Source organism: Rhizobium sp. L1K21, from assembly GCF_024055895.1.
Lineage (GTDB): Bacteria > Pseudomonadota > Alphaproteobacteria > Rhizobiales > Rhizobiaceae > Ensifer_A.
The window spans coordinates 1,072,767-1,093,334 of the sequence record NZ_JAMXLE010000001.1 but is presented as its reverse complement, the minus strand read 5'-3'; the positions used below and the strand labels follow the sequence as shown (position 1 = coordinate 1,093,334).

The 20,568-nt window shown below is 56.9% G+C and carries 17 protein-coding genes; 5 read left to right on the top strand and 12 right to left on the bottom strand.

What is annotated here, in order from left to right; all coding sequences use genetic code 11:
• The first annotated feature begins 112 nt into the window (after positions 1-112).
• The 4 genes from NHF56_RS05190 to NHF56_RS05175 all read left to right on the top strand — a co-directional run bounded on the left by NHF56_RS05190 (position 113) and on the right by NHF56_RS05175 (position 5,195).
• A complete protein-coding gene (locus NHF56_RS05190; RefSeq protein ID WP_252802210.1) occupies positions 113-1,045 on the top strand; it encodes an alpha/beta fold hydrolase in 933 nt (310 codons plus the stop codon).
• A 193-nt stretch (positions 1,046-1,238) separates the two neighbouring features.
• Entirely contained in the window at positions 1,239-2,468 is a 1,230-nt protein-coding gene (locus tag NHF56_RS05185) for a CaiB/BaiF CoA-transferase family protein (protein WP_252802208.1), read from the top strand.
• Between the two features lie 70 nt (positions 2,469-2,538).
• Complete coding sequence (locus NHF56_RS05180) at positions 2,539-3,489, top strand: DMT family transporter (RefSeq protein WP_252802206.1); 951 nt, start codon at positions 2,539-2,541, stop codon at positions 3,487-3,489.
• 56 nt (positions 3,490-3,545) lie between these two features.
• Complete coding sequence (locus NHF56_RS05175; RefSeq protein ID WP_252802204.1) at positions 3,546-5,195, top strand: thiamine pyrophosphate-binding protein; 1,650 nt, start codon at positions 3,546-3,548, stop codon at positions 5,193-5,195.
• A 63-nt stretch (positions 5,196-5,258) separates the two neighbouring features.
• On the opposite strand, the gene NHF56_RS05170 is transcribed toward NHF56_RS05175, so the two are convergent.
• The 3 genes from NHF56_RS05170 to NHF56_RS05160 form a co-directional block, all read right to left on the bottom strand.
• Positions 5,259-6,038 carry a hypothetical protein gene (locus NHF56_RS05170; protein ID WP_252802202.1) on the bottom strand — a complete coding sequence of 260 codons (780 nt, stop codon included), beginning with the start codon at positions 6,036-6,038 and terminating at the stop codon, positions 5,259-5,261.
• 123 nt (positions 6,039-6,161) lie between these two features.
• On the bottom strand, positions 6,162-6,500 hold the full coding sequence (locus NHF56_RS05165) for a TIGR01244 family sulfur transferase (RefSeq protein ID WP_252802200.1): 339 nt from the start codon (positions 6,498-6,500) through the stop codon (positions 6,162-6,164).
• A gap of 91 nt (positions 6,501-6,591) precedes the next feature.
• Entirely contained in the window at positions 6,592-7,419 is an 828-nt protein-coding gene (locus NHF56_RS05160; protein WP_252802198.1) for a DUF4432 family protein, read from the bottom strand.
• A 136-nt stretch (positions 7,420-7,555) separates the two neighbouring features.
• Between NHF56_RS05160 and NHF56_RS05155 the strand changes: the two genes are divergently transcribed.
• The gene (locus tag NHF56_RS05155; protein WP_252802196.1) at positions 7,556-8,881 is read left to right on the top strand and encodes a L,D-transpeptidase family protein; all 1,326 of its coding nucleotides are present in this window, start codon (positions 7,556-7,558) and stop codon (positions 8,879-8,881) included.
• A 6-nt stretch (positions 8,882-8,887) separates the two neighbouring features.
• Here NHF56_RS05155 and amt read toward each other — a convergent pair whose 3' ends face one another.
• From amt to NHF56_RS05110, 9 genes are all read right to left on the bottom strand, one after another.
• Entirely contained in the window at positions 8,888-12,034 is a 3,147-nt protein-coding gene (gene amt / locus NHF56_RS05150; protein ID WP_252802194.1) for an ammonium transporter, read from the bottom strand.
• A 315-nt stretch (positions 12,035-12,349) separates the two neighbouring features.
• The gene (locus NHF56_RS05145) at positions 12,350-13,072 is read right to left on the bottom strand and encodes a ParA family protein (protein WP_252802192.1); all 723 of its coding nucleotides are present in this window, start codon (positions 13,070-13,072) and stop codon (positions 12,350-12,352) included.
• 412 nt (positions 13,073-13,484) lie between these two features.
• Positions 13,485-14,300, bottom strand: a complete 816-nt coding sequence (locus NHF56_RS05140) for a ParA family protein (RefSeq protein ID WP_252802189.1) — start codon at positions 14,298-14,300, stop codon at positions 13,485-13,487.
• 247 nt (positions 14,301-14,547) lie between these two features.
• On the bottom strand, positions 14,548-15,693 hold the full coding sequence (locus tag NHF56_RS05135) for an iron-containing alcohol dehydrogenase (RefSeq protein WP_252802187.1): 1,146 nt from the start codon (positions 15,691-15,693) through the stop codon (positions 14,548-14,550).
• A 1-nt stretch (position 15,694) separates the two neighbouring features.
• Entirely contained in the window at positions 15,695-17,077 is a 1,383-nt protein-coding gene (locus NHF56_RS05130; protein WP_252802185.1) for an aldehyde dehydrogenase family protein, read from the bottom strand.
• A 13-nt stretch (positions 17,078-17,090) separates the two neighbouring features.
• Entirely contained in the window at positions 17,091-17,501 is a 411-nt protein-coding gene (locus tag NHF56_RS05125) for a type II toxin-antitoxin system VapC family toxin (protein ID WP_252802183.1), read from the bottom strand.
• Positions 17,479-17,937, bottom strand: coding sequence for a helix-turn-helix transcriptional regulator (locus tag NHF56_RS05120; RefSeq protein WP_252802181.1), 459 nt, complete (start codon positions 17,935-17,937; stop codon positions 17,479-17,481). The genes NHF56_RS05125 and NHF56_RS05120 overlap by 23 nt, the downstream gene beginning before the upstream one ends.
• Positions 17,938-18,001: 64 nt before the next feature.
• Positions 18,002-19,369, bottom strand: a complete 1,368-nt coding sequence (locus NHF56_RS05115) for a glutamine synthetase family protein (RefSeq protein ID WP_252802179.1) — start codon at positions 19,367-19,369, stop codon at positions 18,002-18,004.
• Between the two features lie 83 nt (positions 19,370-19,452).
• Positions 19,453-20,499: a TRAP transporter substrate-binding protein gene (locus tag NHF56_RS05110; RefSeq protein ID WP_252804850.1), complete on the bottom strand. Its 1,047-nt coding sequence runs from the start codon at positions 20,497-20,499 to the stop codon at positions 19,453-19,455.
• Positions 20,500-20,568 lie beyond the last annotated feature (69 nt).

Sequence of the window (20,568 nt, the reverse complement as noted above, 5' to 3'; positions counted from 1 at the left end):
CCGACAGCCCGATTGAGAACCGCGCCGAAACGGCCATAAAAGAGTGCACAGGAAATAATTGACATAATATCAGAAATGGGCATCAATCCCCCCACTTTTTGGGGGTTTTCTGATGTATATTGAAACAAATTTTCTGGAGAGCCCTACCGGCGCCAAGCTGGCTTGGCATCACGAAGCGGCACAAGGACAAGCCAGAGGCGTCATTATGCTGTCGCATGGCATGGCCGAACACTCCAAGCGCTACAAACCATTTGCCGAATTTCTGGCCGGTCGCGGCTATCACACCTATGGCTGGGACCACCGCGGACACGGCGAAACCACCGCCGCAGATGCAATCCGCGGACAATTCGCAGTCAAGAACGGCATGCAAAAGGTCATAGCCGACACAATCGCCATGCGCAATTTTGCCGCCACCAATCACCCCGGCTTGCCCATTATCCTATTCGGCCATTCCATGGGCGCTTATATCGCCTTCAACATGGCCATCGCCCACCCTGAGGATTTCGCGGGCGTTGCGGTCTGGAACAACGATTTTTCAAGCGCAAAAAACATGTTGCCGTTGAAAATCGTGCTGGCAATCACAGCGATGTTCAAAGGTTCGGACACGCCGGCAACTCTGGTCAACAAGCTGACATTCGATGCCTGGGGCGAAAAAATCCCTGGCCACAAGACACCCTTCGACTGGCTCTCCCATGACGATATGGAGGTCGCAGCCTATATCGAGGACCCACTATGCGGCTTTGCCTGTACGGTCAGCCTCTGGCGCGACCTTGCCGCGTTCATCGAAACCGGCGCGAAACCCGCCAACTGGTCACAAATCCCCAAAGATAAGCCCTTTCATCTGCTCGGCGGCGGACAGGACCCAGCCTCCAATTATGCTTTTGGCACCGACTGGCTCTGCGACAAACTGAAAGAGGCAGGGTTTACCAAGGTAACCGAAGTCATCTTCCCCGAGGCTCGGCACGAAACCCTCAATGACCTCGACCGGGACGCGGCAATGAAAGCCTTCGCCGATTGGGCCGATCAGGTAACCGCGCAGCCTTGAAGCCCTTGGCTGCATGAAGATCATGCAAAAAGATCATCGCCGCAACCACACGCAGGTGCCTTGCGCCGGTCTATGTTTGTGATACCCCTTGGTCATGCCCGATTAGACATAAGTCAAAAAGCGGCAGAAATTACCGTGCTATCTCTTCGGCAAGTGAAACCACACATTTGCCGAATGAAGGATATTGAACGTCATGACCATTGCAACAAACGGTAATTTGAAATCCGCGCCCCCGCTGAAGGGCATCCGCGTCATCGAGTTGGCACGCGTGCTTGCAGGCCCCTGGGCTGGCCAGATGCTGGCCGATATGGGAGCCGATGTCATCAAGATCGAACACCCCAACACCGGCGACGATACGCGCCAGTGGGGTCCTCCATTTGTGACCGACAAGAACGGCGAGGATCTGTCGGCTGCCTATTACCATTCGGCCAATCGCAACAAGCGCTCCATCGCCGTCGATATCAAATCCCCGCACGGACAGGAAATCATCCGTCGGCTGGTTGCCACTGCCGACGTGCTGATCGAAAATTTCAAGACCGGTGGTCTCGCCAAATATGGGCTGGATTATGAAAGCCTGCGCAAGGTCAATCCCCGCCTCGTCTATTGCTCCATCACCGGCTTCGGGCAGACCGGCCCCTATGCCGGCTTTGCCGGCTATGATTTTATCGTCCAGGGCATGTCCGGCTTCATGTCCGTTACTGGCGAACCGGGTGGCCAGCCCATGAAGGCAGGCATTGCAACAGCCGATCTTTTCACCGGCATATACGCCGTCACCGGCATTCAGGCCGCCCTCATTCACGCCATGCGCACCGGCCAGGGACAACATGTGGATCTCGCACTGTTGGACACACAGGTTGCCGTGCTGCAAAACCATCTGGCCAATTTCCTGGTCTCCGGCAAAAACCCGGTCCGCCTCGGCAATGCCAATCCCAATATCACGCCCTATGAAGTGTTCCCGGTGTCCGACGGCCACCTGATTCTGGCTGTCGGCAACGACGGGCAGTTTCACCGGCTCTGCGCCGTTCTCGGCATCCCTGAAGTGGCAGACGACCCGCGCTTCGTGCACAACGCATCGAGACTTCAAAATCGGGCGGAAATGAACGCGCTTCTGCAGGCTGAAACCTGCAAATGGAAAAAGCAGGACCTGCTGCATGCCTGCGAGGCGAACGCCGTTCCGGTGGGTCCCATCAACACGATCAGCGAAATGTTCGACGACCCGCAGGTCAAGGCCCGCGGCCTCAAAATCGAGCTTGAAGACAGCGAAGGCAACGTCATTCCCGGCGTGCGCAATCCCGTCATCCTGTCGGAGACACCGCTGCGCTATGAACGCCCAAGCCCACGCCATGGCGAACACACCGCCGAAATTCTGGCCGAGCTCGAGGCACTCGAACAACAGGACAAAAAGAAGGCATACGGAGGATAACATGCAGGCAGATCAACGTTATTTGCGGGTAAAATCGCCCGCAGACAGCCTTCGCTGAAGCAGCCAATTCATGATCGGTAAGTCCACATTCCCAGGTGCGACCATCTCCCCCATCTCGCTCGGCCTGGGGTTGATGGTGATCTCAACGTTGATTGCGCCAGGAATTGACGTCTTTTCCAAGCTGGCGACGGACACCACGTCGCCAGGCATGGTCACGCTTGCCCGCTTTCTGGTCCAGGGCGCATTCATGCTGCCCTTTTTCCTCTACAACGCGTCCTGGCGGCGTCTGTCGCTTGAGAACACGCTCTATCATGCGGTGCGCGCCGGCGTCATTGTCATTGCCATGATCTGCTTCGTCGCAACCCTTGCCGTCATGCAGATCGCAGACGCCATTGCCATTTTCTTTGTCGAGCCGATCATCCTGACGGTACTCGCGAGCATCTTCCTGAAAGAACCCATCGGCTGGCGCCGGTACACAGCCTGTGCCGTCGGTTTCATGGGTGCGATTATCGTCATCAGGCCAAGCTTCGCCGATGTGGGCTACATCGCCATCCTGCCGGTCTTCACCGCACTCGGCATCGCCATCTTCGCCCTCATCACACGCGTCATCTCCCAGCGTGAAGACCCCTGGTCCATGCAGTTTCAGATGGCGTTGTGGGGCGTTCTGTTCACCACCATCCTGCTGGCTGTCGGCAACGCCGCTGACATCGGCTTTCTGCTACCCTCAATGCCTTCTGGCAAAACACTCATCTGGCTGGCCGGCGTCGGCCTCACCTCATCGCTGTCCGGCATTTTCGCCGTCTACGCGTTCCGCGCCGCCCCTGCCTCCGTACTGGCGCCGATGCAATATATGGAAATCATTTCCGCCACGGCGCTCGGTTGGTGGGTGTTCGGCGGCTTTCCCGATGCCACCAAATGGGTCGGCATCTTCATCATCATCGGCTCGGGTCTTTACATCGTGTGGCGCGAACGCCGCGTCTCCGCCGATATCGTTTCCCAACAGGAAACGCTCAAACCGTGATGAAACAGGTTTGGCCGAAAAACGTTTACTCGAAATAGAAATCTGGAATGAAAGACATGAAAAAAACAGGCGGACAACTGATCGTTGAAGCGTTGGAAGCCAACGGTACAAAGCGCTTGAGCCTTGTTCCCGGTGAAAGCTTCCTCGCCGTTCTTGATGCACTTGCAGACAGCCCGATCGAACAGATCATCTGCCGGCAGGAAGGCGGTGCAGCCATGATGGCCGATTGCTGGGGGCGGCTGACCGGCGAGCCCGGCATCTGCTTTGTCACTCGCGGTCCTGGTGCGACCAACGCATCCGCCGGCCTGCACATCGCCATGCAGGATGCCATTCCCATGGTGCTTTTCATCGGTCAGGTGCAGCGTGATGCCCGCGAGCGCGAAGCCTTTCAGGAGATCGAATATCGCCGCGCCTTCACCGAAGTTGCCAAATGGGTGGCCGAAATCGATGACGCAAGACGCATCCCGGAAATGGTCACCCGCGCTTTTGCCGTCGCCACATCGGGACGTCCCGGCCCGGTCGTGCTTGCGCTTCCCGAAGACATGCTGCGCGATGAGGTGGAAACAGTGGAAGCCCGCCACTACACCCCTGTTCCGGCCTATCCCGGCGAAATGCAGATCAAGCACTTCGTCGCGGAACTGCAAAAGGCCGAACGCCCTCTCTTTATCCTGGGCGGCAGCCGGTGGAATGAGGCGTCCGTTCGCCAGTTTGAAACCTTTGCGGAAAAATGGGCGATCCCGGTCGGCTGCTCTTTCCGCCGGCAGATGCTGTTTGACCATCTGCACCCCTCTTATGCAGGCGATGTCGGCATCGGCATCAATCCCGCATTGGCCCAGGAGATCAAACAGGCTGACCTGATCGTGCTCTTGGGCGGGCGCTTCTCGGAAATGCCCTCCTCAAGCTATACGCTCATGGATGTGCCCTATCCGAGCCAAAAGCTCATCCACATCTATCCCGATCCAAACGAGCTTGGCCGCGTCTATCGACCCGATCTGGCGATCTGCGCAGCACCGTCGGATTTTGTTGCGGCGCTGGCCACTCATGTGCCTGATGCGCCACCTGCCTGGTCGGATCGCACCATTGCCATGCATGCGGCCTATCGCAACTGGTCGACACCACCCGCAAGCGGACCGGACGGCGTCCATATGGGCGCGATCATGGAGTGGATCGAGGCCAACCTGCCGGACGATGCGATCTACACAAACGGTGCCGGCAATTTCGCGACATGGCTGCACCGTTTCCATCGTTTCCGCAATTATGGAACGCAAGCTGCCCCCACGTCAGGCTCCATGGGCTATGGTCCGCCGGCCGCCGTCGCCGCCAAGGCACTTTATCCGGAGCGCACAGTCGTCTGCTTTGCCGGTGATGGTGATTTCATGATGCACGGGCAGGAATTTGCGACCGCCATTCGCTACAATCTTCCGATTATCATTCTCCTCATCAACAACGGCATATACGGCACGATCCGCATGCATCAGGAGCGCGAATATCCGGGCCGGGTCAACGGTACCGGCCTCACCAATCCGGATTTTGCTGACCTTGCCCGCGCCTATGGCGGCCACGGCGAGAAGGTGGAAAAAACCGAAGATTTCGAAGCCGCTTTCAAGCGCGCTCAAGAGAGTGGCAAACCAGCCATCGTCGAGATCATTCAAAACCCGGAAGCCATCACACCGATGCGCACGCTCTCGGACATAAGAGGTTCCTAAGCAGCATCGGCGAAGCGCTTTGGCTCACCTGCATTTGGGTGAGCCATTCTCTGGGAGAGAAAATCAGGCAGCGGCCATCTGATAGGTACCGGCCTCATCGAAATAGAGGCTGAAATCACCGCTCTTGACGGCGGTGGTTGAAGGAGTTTGGTCCGGCTTCTGATCGCGTTTTGCGCTTTCCTTCGCCTCCCCGGTCTCCTCAACGCTTTCGCGGTTGTCACCACCGCGCTGCTCGTCGGAGAACTCAGGTTCCTGATCCTCGCCTTCAGACTGCGCAAGCACCGCCTGGTTTGTATTGACGATCGTTCCCGCATTTGCCGGCGGCACCGGCGGAATATCTTCAAGCGGGCTGCGCGCCGGCTGCTGAGAGGCCGTATAGGTCAAATCGTCCCCATCAACCTCTTCTTCGCGTGGCTCTTCGTCAAACCGAATATCCCCGTCGCCACCAGGCAATGGAGCCTCTGCCGCTTCATTCTTCAAAAGCGACAATGCCATGGCAGCCTGATCCGAGCGCCCACCCGTGCTGGAACCGTCATTTTCCGATTCCTGCGGCGGCGGCGTAGCAGTGGATACGGATGTTGCAGGTGCTGACCCGTCAGCGCCTGTCGGAGAAACCGCACTCGTGCCGCTCGAAGCGCTGGAGGATTTGCTGGTCTGGTTTGCGAGGAAATCACCCACACGTGGCGAAAAACCTTGCGCCTGCGCGGCAGACACTTCCACCGTCGGTATATGCGACTGCTTTTTCTTGTCTTCATCCTGCTTGGCCGGACCAAGCGGCGAAGATGGCGTCTGCGAAAGCGCTGCAGACTGGGAGCTTAGTCCCGTATCAACCGACAGCATCATTGTCTCCTCATTGCCGGCATCATGCCAACAATTCAGCCCGCATCGGGCCATCATTAGGACAACACAAATTACCGACGCAAGCTACAAGGACACGAAGATACGCTTAACGAAGCCTGAAGAGGCTCAACCGCGGATATGCGCAGTTTGCTGGTAGACAGCTGTGGAACGCGCACCCGACCGGCAATAGCCGAGCATCGGGCGCGGAAATTCATCCAGCGCATCAACCATCATTTCAACGGCTGCGGCTGTCACGCCCCCACCGCCGACAGGAATATGAGCAATCGGAAGACCAAGTTCGTCAGCGCGGGCTGCTATAGCAGCAAATTCCGGCTGGTCCGGCTCTTCATGGTCAGGACGATGGCAGACAATGGACTTGAATCCCATCGCCTTGATCGTGTCCAGATCGTCAACGCTGATCTGCCCGCTGACCGAATATTCATCGTTGATCTGACGAATGTCCATAAATCGCTTCCTGCAAGTAAACTCTAATTTTATCTAATCGCACGGCACGCTTGCGTCAATCTTCCTTTGACAATGCGCCAAAACGCCTGATTCACGAAAAGCTGAACTGCAGACCGTAGCGACGCATCTCTCCCGGCTGCAACTGGCCCATGGCGCCGTCTTCAGCAAGTTCCCCCCGCGATTTCCAATCGTGCGAGACGGGCTCTATGCCCAGCACATGCGCCGGGCGCTTCTGGTTCCGCCACATCTGCAAGTACGGCAGTTCTGCCGTATCGAAACCAACATGAAGCGTGGTGTTTTTGACAGCTGCCATCGGCCCCAGGCTTAGTCTCGCCTGCCCCTTGCCTGCGGGAACACAAAATACATGTCCGTCGCCCGCACCGAAGGTCCAATCCATTTCGGACGGCTCAAACATGGCACCGGAAAGCTTGACCTTCTCGTCAAAATGTTTCGCGCCAATGTTCATGTGATACATCCACATCGGTGCAAACGGCGCGGCACCTATGTTTGACAGTTCATCGCTGAGGGCTACAACCCCGGAATCCCCATCGATGACCCAGCGGCGCTTCAAGAGCGCCCGACCACCGGCCGCAAGCGTGACAAGCACCTCAGCCTCCGCTTGAGACATCTGGTCACCTAGCTCGAAAAGCGTCACATGAGCCGGTGAGGCGGAGAAAGACCCATGCAATGGATATTTCTCATCGTTCTGCCCCTTGATGGGTTCGGGATGGCGAATGTGGTCCGGCCCGCAGGTGAACAGGAATCCCTGAACCGAGTGTCTGATGCGCGCGTCGCCATCGTCCGGAACGGCGGGACCGGGCGCGATATCAACGCCGTGCACAAAACACGCCCCGATATCGAAAACCGAGGTCTCGTCCAGCATCAGCTTGGGTCCGCGCTGCGCGTAAAATTCCAGCATTTTCTCTCCCGAATTTCCCTTTCAATCCAGTTCAATTCATAGAATAGCCTGAATTTGACAATCAAATAGAGTACTTAGGTCAAAACAGATTTATTGGTGATTCACTTTGCGCAAATCAGGCTTTCCATCTGCATCTATGGCACTTGTATCAGCCCTTTTCCTCACGGCACAGCCCGTGCTGGCCCAGCAAGGCGATACCATGCTCGTGACCCCGCGGGGCGAAATCCTCGACTACGTGCCGGAGGCCGGTGAAGTTACCCTACGCTACGATCGCCAGGGACGCCGCGTTTTGATCAACCGCTACGGCGAAGTCGTTGCCTATGAGGTACCGGCAACACGGCAATATGATGACCAGCAACAAGTGCGCCGCTACGATCCCAATCGCGGCTGGGGTTATGATCGTCCCGGCTGGGGCGGGCAAGACGATAGGGGCGCAATCACAGGCACTGTACCTTCCTCGCGCTTAGAACCCAATCGCTCGGTTGAACGCCAGCCTTTGCCTGAAGGTCCCGCCACATCGTCGTTGGAAGATGGTTCTGAGCAATGGGAAGAACCTTCAGCACTGCCCAGCACAAAGCAGAGCGAAAATATGCCGGCCGCCACCCCCAAAACCAAACTCAGCCGCGAGGTGGTGACCGCACTGCAGGTGTTGCTCGACCGTGAAGGCTTTTCCCCCGGTGTCATCGACGGCAGGATGGGCTCCAATGTTGAAAAGGCACTGGCTGCCTGGGAAGCTGCCAGTGGCGAAACGCTGGACGTCTCCAACCCTGATTCCATCCTGCAACGACTGAGCCTCGACGGCGGCCTTCCCTTCAAGCAGTATGAAATCACGCCCGCCGACGCCGCCGGTCCCTATGTTGCTGAAATTCCCTCCGATTACGCACAGAAGGCGGCAATGCCCGCCCTGTCCTACACGTCGACATCTGAAAAGCTCGCAGAGCAATTCCATATGGATGAAGACTATCTGAAGGCGATCAACCCCGGCGTTGATTTTTCCATACCCGGCACCGTCATCAAGGTCGTCAATCCGGGCGCCAATAAGCGCGCCGAGGTGACCGGCATCGTTGCGAACAAACGCATCAAGCAAGTTCAGGCATTTGATGAAAACGGCGATATGGTTGCCGCCTACCCCGCGACCATCGGCTCAAGCGACACGCCTTCGCCGTCTGGAACGGTGACGGTCGAACGCATCGCGCTTGATCCGAACTATACCTACAATCCCAAGATCAATTTCCAGCAGGGCGAAAACCGCTCGGTTCTCACGATCCCACCGGGCCCGAACGGTCCCGTGGGCGATGTCTGGATTGCACTCTCCAAACCGACATACGGCATTCACGGCACACCCGATCCCTCCAAGATCGGAAAGACCGCAAGCCATGGCTGCGTTCGTCTCACCAACTGGGATGCACGCGAACTGGCCAAGATGATCAAACCCGGCGTGATCGTTCAGTTCGTGGATTGACCAGGATCAGGTGATCCCACGCGATCCGGCCGTGGGCACTTGCTGCTGCATGTTCCTGGGCAAGCCATTTTCCAACCGGCTTCCGACTTCGCGCAACATGTCCGCCTGAACATCGCCGGCGCTGAAAGGCACATATTCGCGGATCTGCCTTGTTGTTGCTGCATCAATTTCATGGAGGATGGCATCGACTGCCGTTGGCTTGCCGAGAAGATAACCCTGCAACTGATCACAGCCGTTCTGCCGAAGAAAGGCTGCCTCCTGCACCGTCTCAACACCTTCCGCCACGATTTTCATGCCCAGCCCCCTGCCCAGCCCGATAATCGCCTTCAAAATGGCAATCGCATTTTCGTCTGTGTTGAAAGCGGATACAAAGCCACGGTCGATCTTGATCGTGTCGAAGGGATATTTGGAGAGGTAAGAGAGCGAGGAGTAACCGGTGCCGAAATCGTCGAGCGCCAATTCAATGCCCAACGACTTCAGCATCTTCATGACCGAAAGCCCACGGGCGTCATCCTCAATCAACATGCTCTCTGTCAGCTCAAGCTCTATCATGGCCGGATCTGCGCCGGTTTCCGTCAATGTATCCTGAATACCGGCGACAAAATCCTTCTGCTGAAACTGCAAAGGACTGACATTGACGCTGATGCGCGCGCCCTTCAGCACGCCCCGTTCGGCTTCACAGGCCGCGCGGAAAACCCATTTCCCGATATCGACGATCTTGCCGCAGGCCTCGGCAACGGGAATGAAATCTGCAGGGCTGACCAGCCCACGCGCGGGGTGGTTCCAGCGTATCAGCGCCTCATAGGCGTGAATTGAGAGCGTCTGCGCGTCAACCCGTGGCTGGAAATAAAGCTCAAATTCACCGTTTTCCAGCGCCTGTTCGAGATCGGCCTCGAGCGCGCGTCGCTTCTCGATCAATTCGTTGAGCCCCGGCCGGAAAACGTTGGATGCGCTGCGGCCGGTGTTCTTTGAATGATAAAGCGCTATGTCGGCGCGCGCGATGAGCGTTTCAGCATCGTCGCTATGTTCGGGCCAAAGAGCTATGCCGACACTGGCACCAATCATCGCGACGGCACCATTATCGAGTTCGATCGGGCGCGCCATCTCTTGAACGATCCGCAAACCTGTATCGGCAGCCTGATTGGTGAAATCGATATCATGCTGAATGATGGCAAATTCATCACCACCGAGCCGCGCCACGCTGCCGTGTTTGCCCGCCAGAGCGATCAGCCGCGATGCGGCCTCCTTGATCACCTTGTCACCTGCCTGGTGGCCATGGACGTCGTTCACATTCTTGAAACGGTCCAGATCAACAAGAATCAAGGCAGTGCTGCTGCCCTTTGCAGCAGAGCGCACAGCCATCTCCAGCCATTCGTTGAACTGAGCTCTGTTCGCCAGTCCGGTGAGCGGATCCTGCTGGGCAAGACGTATCATATCACGCTCTGCGGCCTTGCGTTCGCGCAAGTCCACCATACAGGCAACCCGCACGTCTTCACCCCTGTAATTGATCACACGCGCCCGCACGGCAACCGGTATGTGCTCACCACTGGCTGACACGAGCATGATTTCGCGGACAGCATCCGAATGTGTGTCTATGGCCTTGCGAATTTCAATCAGCGAATCGTGCGTGACGATGTCTGCTGCCTGCCGGCCCCTCAAGCTCTCGACATCCGAACCGAGAAGACGGCCCAATTCTTCGTTGCAATCAACAATGAGACCATCCTTGTGCATGACAATGGCTTCAAAAGTTGCATTCGACAGGGCGGCGACACGTTCGGCTTCTTCCGAGCGGATTCTCAGTGTTTCCAGTTCCGCCTTTTCTCGATGCTCGGTCTCCAGCTTGCCCATCAAGTCGTTGAAGAGCCCAGTGAGTTTCTCTGCTTCATCGCCGGCCACCGCATCCAGGCGATAACCGACTTCGCTCCTGCCCGACAGCAGCTTCTCAAGCGCATCCTCAACGTGGCCCACGCCGATACGGGTGGCATGTTCGGTAATATTCAGACCAATGACTTCATCTTCATGGCTGATGCGGATATTCCTGAACCGGTTCAGAACCCAGAAGAAGGCATATCCCATCAGAAAGCAAAAATAGAAGTTGAGCAGCGAGCCGAAACATTGAACGTAAACCTGATAAAGGCGGCCGCCCGGCAGATGCTCGCTCGGTGCCAGAAATGCCAAGCCGATTGTGCCCGCAACACCGGCAAAGCCGTGAACCCCGATGGCACCAACGGCATCGTCGATCCCCCAGCGTTTCGCCAAGACGTCATTGGCATGAATAGCAATCAATCCGCCTACAATTCCGATGACAATCGCCCCCGCAGGCGTCAGCACGTGGCAGCCAGCAGTAATGGCAACGAGCCCGCCAAGCATACCGTTGACCGGCTTTTCAGGCAGATAGTAGCCGTCATTGTAATAGCCGAGCACATGTCCCACCACGGCGCCGAACCCGCCGGCAAGGATGGTGTTCAGCACAATATGGGCCATGTCTTCGCCGGCCTTCAGCGTTGAACCACCGTTAAAACCGATCCAACCGATGAACAGCAACAGCCCACCGGTCGTCGCCAGCACCGGGCTATGGCCGGCAATACGCAAAGGTTTGCCATCCTTGTCAAAACGGCCCTCGCGCGTGCCAAGCACCATACAGGCCGCCAGCGCCACCCAACCACCTGTTGCATGCACGACAGTGGAACCCGCAAAGTCGATAAATCCGATATTGCCCAGCAATGCCCCTTCATTGGGTCCCAGTGCGGCTCCCCAGGCCCAGTGCGCAAAGGCGGGATAGATGATCACGGACAGAAAGAACGAACCGGCCACATAGGCCGACAGGCGCATACGCTCGGCAACCGCACCTGAAACGATGGTGGCGGCTGTTCCACAAAACATCACCTGAAAAACAAAAAATCCGGCCTCAAAGCCGGTCAGGTTGCTGAGAAACAGAAAGTCCGTGTCAAAACCCAATCTCAGCGGCGAAGAAGAACCAAAGGCGATCATGAAACCGCCACACGCGAACGCGGCGACGGAAAAGACGAAATCCAGCAGGTTCTTCTGCGCGACGTTGATGGAGTTCTTCGAGCGCACCATACCCGCTTCGAGGAGCAGGAAACCGGCTTGCATGAACATCACAAGCGCGCCGGCAGTCAGCATCCATGTCATGTCGGCGTTGAACGCTATAACGTCCTCGGACGCTGCACGAGCGGGTACTGCGGCAAAAAGAGACGCGCACAAAGAATAAAATACAATCTGAAATAGAGTTTTGGACCGAAACATCACATTAACCGCTTTAATCGGTTTAGCCTGTCATCCTTTTGTTAAAATTTACCTACGGCTCCCGGTCGCATGCCCCTGATTTCGCGGGCTTTAATTTGGGTGCGGGCGCGCCGCCGAGATGGCATGAATTATTGAACGATGAAACGTCAAAAGCCGCCCGGCCCCCGCCGAACGGCTTTCGCATTTCGCGAGATCAACGCCTCAGGCAGCCCGAATTCTTCGCCAAGTTGGCAGGCTATAGCCAGGGATCGACCGCCCTACTTTGCGCGGCAGGAGCGCCTTCACTTCTGCAGCAAACGTACGCGCATTATCACGCGCCTTGTCCAGGTTGCTGATCGCAATTGGATCCGCATTATAAAGGGTTGCACCATATTCGAAAACGTCCCGGTAAGCGGAACGCTCGTTTAAGGGTGTTTCCAGGACATTGACGCCCCGTGCGTTGAGCATCGCCTTTACAGCAGCCAGCGCACGCGTGGTCACCAGTGAACTGACACGGGTGAGAACCACCGAATGGGCAATGTCCAAACCACACTGCATTTTCAGCTGTTCCAGCAATTCCAGAACTTGCGCAGCCCCACGCGCATCCATCGCACAGCCCTGAACCGGTATCAGTACATGGTCTGATATGCCGAGCGCCGTTCCCAGAAGGGCATTACGCGCACCTGCAAGATCGACGATGAAGAAATCGATGCGATTACGCATTTCTCGAATAAGTGACGGCAATGATGTTGCAGTGACCTGTGAGATGATTTCGAGATTGGCCGCCCCGCCACTGGCCTCGGACCACGCGGTAATCCATTTTTGCGGATCGGCATCGAGAACCGCGACCCTATAGCCCTGCCGGGCATACTCCGTTGCCAAAAGAAGCGCTGCGGTTGTTTTCCCTGCTCCGCCCTTCGTGTTCGCAAGTGTAATAACTGACATTCATTGCTCCAACGCGCCACCGCCGCCGGTCGGCGCCAAAACTTGATTGGGACGCGGATTACTTCCGGGGCTCTTTCGCATCTGCCCATCCCCTGCGCTCCCCATTGCGCATTGATTTAAATCTGGAACAAACATGGTTAACGAAGGCTTAAGTGCAATCGAAGGCGATAGTGAGCTGGAACCGAAGGAAGAACCGCCAAAGCTCTGAATTATCGAGGCAAATCATAGCACGCCATCCAGCGAAAATGGGCTGAAAGGCTTGCTGGAAAGGATATGCGCACAAGATGGCACAATCATTCAAGATGCCGCCATGACCGGCGCAACACATATCGCCTACAAGATGTTTTCGATGAGAATTAATAGCTGCATTTGAAGCATCCCATCAGCTGCCGCAGGTCGTGGGAACCTGTTTCTAAGCTGCGAAGGCAGCCGCAACACGCGTGCGGGCATATTCAAGCAGGCGATTTGCGCCAACCAGGCGTGCCTCAACCGGGCTGGCTGCAACAGCCTCAACCTTTTCATCGACCCGAGCGGGAACAACCGGAACGGCTTGAGCGCTGCGGCGCAGCGTCGGCATACGCCACATGAGCTCCAACGAATAGGCACGCATCATTTCCCGTTCGGCCTTGTGAACGAAAAGCGCGACAGGGTCGAATATTGCGATCGGCTCCCCGCCTTCCAGGATCGCGCGGAAGACTGAGCATTTCGAAATGGTTTGCTTGAGTACGTGGACACCCTGAGCATTGAGCCGCCTGCTCGGTGCGTCCAGAGCCTGCGGGCGACCTGCCCCTTGTGTCGATGTGAAGACGACCGAATGCGAAATCTTTGCTCCAAGGTCGCATTCCAGGCGGCTGATAAGCTCAAGAACCGGCTCGCGCGCCGCCGCATTTGCCCCGCTGCTTTTCACCGGCACCACCACATGATTGGCGCACAGGATGGCAGCACTCACGACCGGCGAAAGATCGCTCGGCAGATCGATGATGATCATATCGAAACGATCCGCCATTTGCGCAACAAGCGTTCCGACATTCAATGCCGTGACATCTGAAATCACCGTCAGCTTGGCTTTGGCCCCGGCTGTCGCCGCCCATTGTCCAGCTGTGTTCCGGGGATCAGCATCCAAAACGGCGACGGTATAGCCGCGATGGACAAATTCGAAAGCGGCGAGCAAGGCCGAAGTTGTCTTTCCGGAACCGGATACGGAATTGGCAAATGCGAGAACGGGCATGGGGCAAATCTCTTCTGAAACAGGCAGCGCCTTGAGGAAATGATTTTTTGGGGTGAAGCCGAAGAAACCGTTTCCACAAGGCGAGAAAATCATTCGCCCCTCCCATGCGCAAAGCGACATCGCGCGTTTGGGAGACTTGCAACTTATGGTTAACTATGCGTTAAGCGCCGGGCATACTTGAGGCCGAAAAGTAAAAAAAGCGCGGAAAAATTCCCGCGCCTTTCCGTAATCACATCTCTGCGGACGTTTAGATGCACTGCTCAAAGAGTTCTTTGGCTGCCTCTACAGTCAGTTCCACAGGATTGCCGCCGGTTGATGGGTCGGCAACGGCCATTTTCGACATCTCGTCGATCCGGTCAGTCTTCACACCCAACTCGGCCAGCTTGTCGGGAATGCCAAGGGTCGAACGCAGTTCCAGAACAAAGTCGTAGAACCCGTCAAAACCGCCGGAAATTCCAAGGTAAGCTGCAGCAGCGGCAAGCCTCTCCTCAACCGCAGGCCGGTTGAAGCGCAACACCGGCGGCATCACAACAGCATTCGTGGTGCCGTGATGCGTGTGGTAGATCGCGCCGACTGGATGCGACAGCGAATGGATGGCACCGAGCCCCTTCTGAAAAGCAACCGCCCCCATCGCAGCAGCCGACATCATATGCGTGCGGGCTTCGATATCCGAACCGTCGGCATATGCGCGCGGCAGATATTCCTTCACCAGCCGCATGCCTTCGAGCGCAATGCCCTGGCTCATCGGGTGGTAGAAAGGTGACGAATAGGCCTCCAGGCAATGCGCAAAAGCATCCATGCCGGTGCCCGCCGTGATGTGCTTGGGCATGCCGACAGTCAGCTCCGGATCGCAGATCGTGACTGCGGGCAAGAACTTCGGATGGAAGATGATCTTCTTGGTCTCGGTCACCGAATTGGTGATGACGGACGCGCGCCCCACTTCCGAGCCCGTACCCGCTGTGGTCGGAACAGCGATAATCGGCGCAATTCCTTCAACAGAGGCGCGCGTCCACCAATCGCCGACATCTTCGAAATCCCAGACAGGCCGTGTCTGCCCCGCCATGAAGGCAACGCATTTGCCAAGATCGAGCCCCGAACCGCCGCCAAATGCGACCACGCCATCATGACCCCCATCCTTGAACGCCTTCACCCCGGCTTCGAGGTTCTTCTCATTGGGGTTGGGATCGACATCGGCGAAAATCGCCCGGCCAAGCCCGCCCGCTTCGAGAATGTCGAGCGCCTTCTTCGTGATCTCCATCGAGGCAAGACCACGGTCGGTAATCAGGATCGGCTTTTTCATGCCGACGGCTTTGCAGTGCTCGGCGAGTTCGCCAATCCGCCCCGCGCCCATTTTGATCGCGGTCGGATAGCTCCAGTTTGCAGTGATTGACATCTTAAAGTGCCTTTTTCAGGTGGAATGATTTGGGTCTGGTGAGGTTATGGAAGCCGATGATAGAAAGCGAACCGCCACGGCCCGTATCCTTGCAGCCGGTCCAGCAAAGGCCGGGGTCGACATAGTCCGCCCGGTTCATGAACACCGTGCCGGTTTCCAGCTGATCGCCCAGCCGTGCGGCGCGTTCCGCATCGCCAGTCCACAGTGAAACGGTCAGGCCGTACTGGCAATCATTCATGAGCGCCAGCGCCTCTTCGTCATTCTTCACTTTCATGATGCCAACGGCTGGACCAAAGGTCTCCTCGCGCATGAACTCCATCGAATGGTCGACATCGACAAGGATCTGCGGCGCGATATAGGCACCGCCATCATCCTCGGGAAAGAGCTTCGGATCAATCAGTGCCTTGGCACCCTTGGAGATAGCATCCGAAACCTGTGCGCGCACCGTATCGGCAAACCGTTTATTGGCCATTGGGCCAAGCGAGGTCTGCGGGTCGAGCGGGTTGCCGAGCTTGTAATTGGAAACCCAGGCCACCGACTTTTCGACAAACTCGTCATAGAGATTTTCGTTCACATATATGCGCTCGATACCGCAGCAGCACTGGCCCGAATTGAAAGTCGCACCATCCATCAGCGTATCGACCGCCGCATCCAGATCGGCATCTTCCATCACATAACCGGGGTCCTTGCCGCCGAGTTCAAGGCCAATGCCAGTAAACGAGCCCGCAGCAGCACGCTCAATGGCACGCCCACCAGCGACAGAGCCGGTGAAGTTGACGAAATTGAACATGCCATTGCCGAGAAGCGCCGAGGTCGTATCGTGATCCAGAACCACATTCATGAACACGTCTTCCGGCACGCCCGCTTCGTTGAAAGCCTGCACCAGGCGCTCACCCACCAGCAATGTCTGGCTGGCATGCTTCAGCACAACCGTGTTGCCCGCCATCAACGCCGGCGCAATCGTGTTGATCGCCGTCATGTAAGGATAGTTCCAAGGCGCAATCACAAACACCACGCCCAGCGGCTCGCGTTTAATATAGCGTTCGAAACTGTCCGAGCTCTCCACCATGATGGGTGCCAAGGCGTCAGCAGCGATGGTTGAAACATAGTTCGAGCGCTCATTAAAGCCCTTGAACTCGCCACCATATTTCACCGGACGGCCCATCTGCCAGGCCAGTTCCTCAACGACCACATCGGCCATCTCATTCAGGCGCGCAACGCCTTTCAAAACCAGCTGAATACGCTCTTCCAGCGGGCGCGCCGCCCATGCCTTCTGCGCCTTTCGCGCGCGCCCAACAGCGGTGGCGGCATCGTCATAACTCAAAGCCGGACGCTCGGCATAAACCGAGCCGTCAACCGGCGAAATGCATCTGATCATAGTCATGTGGTTCTCCAAGTTAACAGGCCAGCGTCTTGACGTGACCTGCCGCGCCATAGGCCAGAATGGCTTTGTCGCGTGTTATAATTTTCAAATCGTATTCGCGCGCGGTCGCGATGATGATACGGTCGGCGGGATCTCCGTGCAGCGGCTCAGGCAGGAAGGACGACCCAACAAGTATCGAGGGCGTCACCTCCAGCACATTCATACTCCGATCCTCCACAAACATATTAAACCACTCAAGCGGCGGCCGGGTCAGATTCAATCGTCCCTTGGCGACGAGCAATCCGATCTCCCATGCGCTGATGGCGGAAACGTGAAACCCACCACCTGCCACCTTAAGCGCCTGCCGAGCGTCAGGCTCAATCGAAATACCGGGCTGAGAGAGAAACAAAAGGCAACAGGTGTCAAAGATGTAGCGGATAGTCATAGTCCTCGTCATAGACGCGGGCCCAGTCAGGATCGGCAGGTGCGGTGATATCCACGCCAGCCGGAATCGTCACCGTTCCGGCCATCTTGTTGCCGATCCTTTCGAGAAAACCGATCTCCGCTTTCGAAGCGCTCTTTGAAGTGTCAGACTTCGGCTTTCGGCCTGCCATCGCAACGTCAGCGCCCTCCATATCCATTTCAAAACTCTCCTGACCTTTTTCCGCGAAACCCGCCGCATCGCCGCGCCGGCGCGCGGCCACCGCATTCAAGGAAACGCCGAGATAGTCTGCAATTCCATCCTGCTCGTCAGCGCTCATTTTGCGCTCACCCCGCAACATGCGCGAAACAGCACTGGGATCGAGCCCGAGCGCCTTGGCCAAACCGCTGAGCGACCGCCCTTCACGGCCCAGTTGCCAATAGAACCACTCGCTGTCCATCACCACTTCCCTCGCAGATTTGTGATTTTAGCAAAATTTTGCGAAATTAACAAGAAATCGGCAGCTACGCCCGCTCGAACCCGCGCTTCACTTCCCAATCGGTGACACGCCGGTCATATTCTTCCTGCTCCCACTCCGCCGCACGCTTGTAATGGTCGATCACATCGTCACCAAAAGCGGACCGCAGCATGGCAGACTTATCCAATGCATCCATCGCTACACGCAGGGTTTTGGGTACCTCCCGCACACCCGTGGCACCGTAGGCATCGCCGGTGTTCTCCGGCTGTAGCACCATCTTCTTTTCAATGCCGTCAATGCCCGCAGCTAGAAGCGCCGCGAAAGCAAGATAGGGGTTCAGATCGGCTCCGCCAATGCGGCATTCGATGCGCACACCCTTGCCACCCTCACCGCAAAGACGAAAGCCCGCGGTGCGATTGTCTTTCGACCAGACAATCTTGGTTGGCGCGAAGGTTCCCGCAACGAAGCGTTTATAGGAGTTGATATAGGGCGCCAGGAAATAGGTGATCTCTTCGGCATGCGCCAGAAGCCCGGCAATATAATGCTCCATCAATTCCGACATGCCGGCAGGACGCGCGGGATCATAAAACAGCGGCTTGCCGTCAAGGCTCCAGAGCGATTGATGCACATGCGATGAATTGCCCGCGGCATCATAGGCCCATTTGGCAAGGAAGGTCAGCGCCCTGCCCTTCTGCCAGGCGATTTCCTTTGCCCCGTTCTTGCTGATCGCGTGATTGTCGGCTGCCAGAAGCGCTTCGGCATATTTCACATTGATTTCTTCCTGACCGGCAAAGGCTTCACCCTTGGTGTTTTCCACCGGCACGCCAGCGCCAACAAGTCCGTTGCGGATCGCCCGCATCACATCCTCTTCCTTGGTCGTCTGGAAGATGTGGTAATCCTCGTTATAACCACTGATCAGATTGAGCCCGCGGTAGCCTGCGGCACTGGCCGCCTCGTAGCTTTCCTCAAACAGGAAGCATTCCAGCTCTGTCGCCATGAAAGCTTTCATGCCCATGGCTTCCAGCCGCTTGATCTGCTTCTTCAAAATGCTGCGCGGTGAAAACGGCACTTCTTCATGCGTGCGGTGGTCGTAAAAATCGCACAGCACCAGGGCCGTGCCTTCCAGCCAGGGAATGCGTCTCAGCGTCGACAGGTCGGGCTTCACCGAATAGTCGCCATAGCCAGCCTCCCAGCTTGTCGACTTGTAACCGGAGACGGTTTCCATCTCCAGGTCGGTTGCCAGCAGATAGTTGCAGCAATGGGTTTCTTCCCAGGCGCTGTCGACAAAGTGCTGCGCGTGAAAGCGCTTGCCCATCAAGCGCCCCTGCATATCAACCTGCGCAGACAAAACCGTATCGATCCGGCCCTCGGCCACGTCTTTCTTCAATTCTTCAAATGTATATGTCGCGGCCATTTCTACCTGCCAGATGTTATCGTCCCTGAATTAGCGACGGCCCGGATATCTCTCCGGACCGCCAAAAGCGTATTAGATCAGGATCAGCCCTCGCGATAGGGGGAGCCGGCCTTGGCCATCACAGCCTGATACTGCTTCAGAATGTCCACGACCTTCTTGTTGCGCTCGCTGGTCGAAGCGATTTCGTCCCAGAAGATCATCGCCTTGTCTTCAACCGTCTTCCACTCGTCCGCCGGAATGGTGGTGAGTTCCAGCGGCGACTCGCCTGCGCGCAAGGCAGCCTCACCGCCCCAATACCAGTGCAGGCGATGATAATGCGAGGAGTCCATGCAAACTCGCCACAGCGTCTGCAGCTTCTCAGGCAGCTCGTTCCAGCGATCCATATTGGCAAAGAACGAACCGCACCAGCCGCCGGAAATATTGTTGGTGAGGAAGTATTTTACCGTATCTTCCCAACCCACCGTGTGAACTTCTGTAATGCCCGACCAGGCAACCGCGTCGATTTCGCCCGTCTGCATGGCAACCGGCGTATCTTCGTAAGGCACCGTCACCGGGATCACCCCGAACTGCTCCAGGAACTGACCGGCCGTTGGGAACGTGAAGACACGCAGACCCTTCAGGTCTTCCAGCGACTTGATCGGCTTGTTGGTGGAAAAGTTGCAAGGGTCCCACGCGCCCGCAGAAAGCCACTTCACGCCGACTTCCGAATAAGCCTCATCCCAGATGTCTGCCAGACCGTATTTGTAGAAAAGCGTCGGCACATCGAGCGAGAATTTGGAAGCGAACGGGAAATAGCCGCCGAACACCTTGATATCGACCGGCGAGTTCATGGAATCGTCGTCGGATTGCACGGCATCGATCGTGCCCTGCTGCATGGCGCGGAAAAGCTCGCCCGTCGGCACCAGCTGGTCTGCGGTATAAAGTTCGATTTCCATCTCGCCGTCGGCGATCTTGTTGAACTTGTCAACGCAGGGCTTCACCACCTCTTCGGCGAGCGCTGCACCCGCATAGGTCTGCAAGCGCCATTTGATCGGCGCCTGTGCTTTGACATAGGGCGCTGCAAGCGTTGCCGGACCTGCGGCGGCAACCGCAACACCGGCTTTCTTCAAGAAATCACGTCTATTGGTCATGTCGTTTCCCTCTTTCAGTTTGATTTTCAGTTTTGCCAGCGGCGTTTCAAACCAACCGGCTGTTTTCTC

Coding starts and splice junctions, on each gene's coding strand:
- NHF56_RS05190 (WP_252802210.1), top strand. CDS start 113: ATGTATATTGAAACAAATTTTCTGGAGAGCCCTACCGGCGCCAAGCTG.
- NHF56_RS05185 (WP_252802208.1), top strand. CDS start 1,239: ATGACCATTGCAACAAACGGTAATTTGAAATCCGCGCCCCCGCTGAAG.
- NHF56_RS05180 (WP_252802206.1), top strand. CDS start 2,539: ATGATCGGTAAGTCCACATTCCCAGGTGCGACCATCTCCCCCATCTCG.
- NHF56_RS05175 (WP_252802204.1), top strand. CDS start 3,546: ATGAAAAAAACAGGCGGACAACTGATCGTTGAAGCGTTGGAAGCCAAC.
- NHF56_RS05170 (WP_252802202.1), bottom strand. CDS start 6,038: ATGATGCTGTCGGTTGATACGGGACTAAGCTCCCAGTCTGCAGCGCTT.
- NHF56_RS05165 (WP_252802200.1), bottom strand. CDS start 6,500: ATGGACATTCGTCAGATCAACGATGAATATTCGGTCAGCGGGCAGATC.
- NHF56_RS05160 (WP_252802198.1), bottom strand. CDS start 7,419: ATGCTGGAATTTTACGCGCAGCGCGGACCCAAGCTGATGCTGGACGAG.
- NHF56_RS05155 (WP_252802196.1), top strand. CDS start 7,556: ATGGCACTTGTATCAGCCCTTTTCCTCACGGCACAGCCCGTGCTGGCC.
- amt (WP_252802194.1), bottom strand. CDS start 12,034: ATGACATGGATGCTGACTGCCGGCGCGCTTGTGATGTTCATGCAAGCC.
- NHF56_RS05145 (WP_252802192.1), bottom strand. CDS start 13,072: ATGTCAGTTATTACACTTGCGAACACGAAGGGCGGAGCAGGGAAAACA.
- NHF56_RS05140 (WP_252802189.1), bottom strand. CDS start 14,300: ATGCCCGTTCTCGCATTTGCCAATTCCGTATCCGGTTCCGGAAAGACA.
- NHF56_RS05135 (WP_252802187.1), bottom strand. CDS start 15,693: ATGTCAATCACTGCAAACTGGAGCTATCCGACCGCGATCAAAATGGGC.
- NHF56_RS05130 (WP_252802185.1), bottom strand. CDS start 17,077: ATGACTATGATCAGATGCATTTCGCCGGTTGACGGCTCGGTTTATGCC.
- NHF56_RS05125 (WP_252802183.1), bottom strand. CDS start 17,501: ATGACTATCCGCTACATCTTTGACACCTGTTGCCTTTTGTTTCTCTCT.
- NHF56_RS05120 (WP_252802181.1), bottom strand. CDS start 17,937: ATGGACAGCGAGTGGTTCTATTGGCAACTGGGCCGTGAAGGGCGGTCG.
- NHF56_RS05115 (WP_252802179.1), bottom strand. CDS start 19,369: ATGGCCGCGACATATACATTTGAAGAATTGAAGAAAGACGTGGCCGAG.
- NHF56_RS05110 (WP_252804850.1), bottom strand. CDS start 20,499: ATGACCAATAGACGTGATTTCTTGAAGAAAGCCGGTGTTGCGGTTGCC.